Source organism: Rhodococcus sp. (in: high G+C Gram-positive bacteria) (assembly GCF_049286785.1).
In the GTDB taxonomy this organism is placed as follows: domain Bacteria; phylum Actinomycetota; class Actinomycetes; order Mycobacteriales; family Mycobacteriaceae; genus Rhodococcus_F.
Genome location: NZ_JBAQEO010000849.1, coordinates 1 through 2,371, shown reverse-complemented (window position 1 = coordinate 2,371; position 2,371 = coordinate 1). Strand labels below are relative to the sequence as shown.

Annotated in this window: 3 protein-coding genes; 2 read left to right on the top strand and 1 reads right to left on the bottom strand. The window is 62.0% G+C overall.

What is annotated here, in order from left to right; all coding sequences use genetic code 11:
- Together WAW17_RS30280 and WAW17_RS30275 are read left to right on the top strand one after the other, a co-directional pair.
- Positions 1-795 (top strand): hypothetical protein (locus tag WAW17_RS30280; RefSeq protein WP_422336541.1); only part of this gene is annotated, 795 nt, incomplete at its 5' end.
- Positions 792-1,625 carry a hypothetical protein gene (locus WAW17_RS30275; RefSeq protein WP_422336540.1) on the top strand — a complete coding sequence of 278 codons (834 nt, stop codon included), beginning with the start codon at positions 792-794 and terminating at the stop codon, positions 1,623-1,625. The genes WAW17_RS30280 and WAW17_RS30275, both read left to right, overlap by 4 nt.
- A gap of 43 nt (positions 1,626-1,668) precedes the next feature.
- On the opposite strand, the gene WAW17_RS30270 is transcribed toward WAW17_RS30275, so the two are convergent.
- Entirely contained in the window at positions 1,669-2,184 is a 516-nt protein-coding gene (locus WAW17_RS30270; RefSeq protein ID WP_422336539.1) for a MarR family winged helix-turn-helix transcriptional regulator, read from the bottom strand.
- Positions 2,185-2,371: the final 187 nt, after the last annotated feature.

The following is a 2,371-nucleotide window of genomic DNA, read 5'->3' as shown; positions in this document are numbered from 1 at the left end:
ATCGGCGGCCGTGGTCGCCGAGAGGCCGCGCCCGGCCAGGACGCCGATAGGCCTGGAAGTGATGCGGAGCATCTGCGATTGAAGGCACGGGAGGCGCGTGCTGCTGCTACGGCAGCGGCAGAAGCCGCCAAGCGAGCCGCCGATGACGAACTGAACTCGGCTGGCTCCGAGCAAGTCAACTCGGATCACGACGAAGACGGCCCCGCCGAAGCGCCATCCTCCGAGCCCGAATCGCGCCCTTGGGCATACCGGGTCACGGTCAGCCTTTTGCTTCTGTTCTGTGTGATGGGCGCCGCGAGCGGGATCTGGCTGAGCCTGCAGCATCGTGAGGTCAGTGATTCCATCGCCAGGGAAGAGCAGGTTCTGGACTTCGCGCGGGGTGCAGTGGAACAGCTGATATCGACAGACCGCGCGGATGCCCAGGGCTACGTCGATCGGATTGTCGCGGACTCCACGGGGCAGTGGTACGACGATTTCCAAATGAGGAAGAAGGCCGTGCACGACACGATCGCCGCGTCGGCGGGCGTGGTGACGGGACATGTCGACGAAGCGGGGATTGAAACCCGAAACGATGACGGCAGTACGACCGTTCTGCTGGCGGCATCTTCTGAGACCACGGTCGAAAGTCCCTCGCCGTCGCCGGAGCCGGTGCAACCGGATCCGCAAAGTCCGACCGTGCAGACCGGTGAGGCCGGCGGTTCGGGTGCCCCGCAGTCGAAGCAGTACCAGATTCGCGTTGACGTCGCCACGGTCGACGGTCAACTGAAACTTGCGAAAGTAGGGTTCGTACAATGAGCGACTCGCCGAAGGATGTTCACGTCGACGGTGCCGGCGGGGTCGTCGACAGGCCCGCTGCGGAACGCGATGGTTCTGCCGACCGGCCAGTTCCGTCCATGCTCGAACGTGTAGCAGCGGCCTTCGTCGATGTGGGCCGACCGGTCGTGGTCGTTGTGGCCGTGACGATAATCGCCTGGCTGATCGGATTTCCCACTTGGTCCATCGTTGCGCTTGCCGTCCTCTGCGTGGCGGCGGTGGGATTCGTTGTCTGGAACAGTCTTATTGCGCGGCGAAGAAAGAGTTACACACTCGGTTCGCAGCTACTCGGGTTCGCCGTGGGCCCGCAAGCGCACAGAGCGCCGAGTAACCGGCTTCTGTCGGGGGCAGTTGCAGCGAGTGCTCTGCTTCCGCTGATTGCGCTGATCTGCGTGCAGGTGTTCGTGGTTCGTGCGGAAGATCAGCGTGTGGCCGATGCGCGCAATTCTGTTGCTGAAATCGCAGCCGACGGTGCGGAGGCCGTGCTGTCGTACAAGCCGGATACCTTCGACGAAGACGTCGCGAACGCGGAGAGCAGGCTGACCGGTGACTTTCTGACCACGTACACGAAACTTGCCGACGAGGTCGTAGGCCCCGCCGCGGCCGAAAAGAATGTTGCGATGGACGCTGTTTCGGCAGGTGCCGCGGTGGAATCGGTCTCAACGGACCAGGCGTCGGTGCTCGTGTACATCAACCAAGCGGCGAGTGCCGCCGACCAGGAGACACCGTCGCAAACACAGAGCGTCGTCCGGGTCGGATTGGCATGGCTCGACGGGAAGTGGCTGATCGATTCTTTCGATCCGCTGCTCTAGTGCGAAATTCCTGCAGACTGCGCGGATCGTCGACTTCGAAGGGCTATGCGTCGCCGGCGGATTGGCGCATTTTGGTGAGGGCACTGCGCAGCTGCGTCACATCCGCGGGCGTACTGCCGTGCATACCGAAGTCGACGGTCGTGAGCGCTCGTGTCGCCTCGCTGGCAAGGTCGCGCCCCTTCTTGGTGATTGTGATGCAGGTAGCTCGGCGATCGGTGGGGTGTGGGCTGCGCTTCAGCAGTTTCCGTTGCTCGAGGCGATCCGTCGCCAACGTTGCGGTTGTGGCGTGGACCAAGAGATTGCGGGCGAGGCTGGAAATCAACCGAGTGCCCGTATCCGAGAGTTGAAGGGTCATCAGGAGCAGATAGTCAGTCATGTTCAGGCTGTGCGCCTTCAGCTGCGAATCCACCGAATCTGCGACGATTCGTTGGTATCGCAACAAGGAGGTCAAAGCGAGGAAGCGCTGTTCATCTCCGTCGAGCCCCTGCTGTTCCCAGTAGTGTCGAGCCCAGTCGACTGGGTCGGTGATCGTGTCAGGCATCTTCGGTGTGCTGCTCACTCATGGCCTCCTTGGCTGGCTACTCATTAAAAAGTCTACCCCGCGAGTAGTTCGATGATCGATATGTGCACGAATTCGACGGGTCGAAATGCGCGGTCACCGAGACGCCGTCGTGGGTAACTGCCCGGGCAAATCCAGTACACGATCCAGAACGACCGATCAGATCGCAGAACGGAAGGAGATGGGC

Excerpts from the sequence above, each read along its gene's own strand:
- WAW17_RS30275 (WP_422336540.1), top strand. The coding sequence starts at position 792 with ATGAGCGACTCGCCGAAGGATGTTCACGTCGACGGTGCCGGCGGGGTC.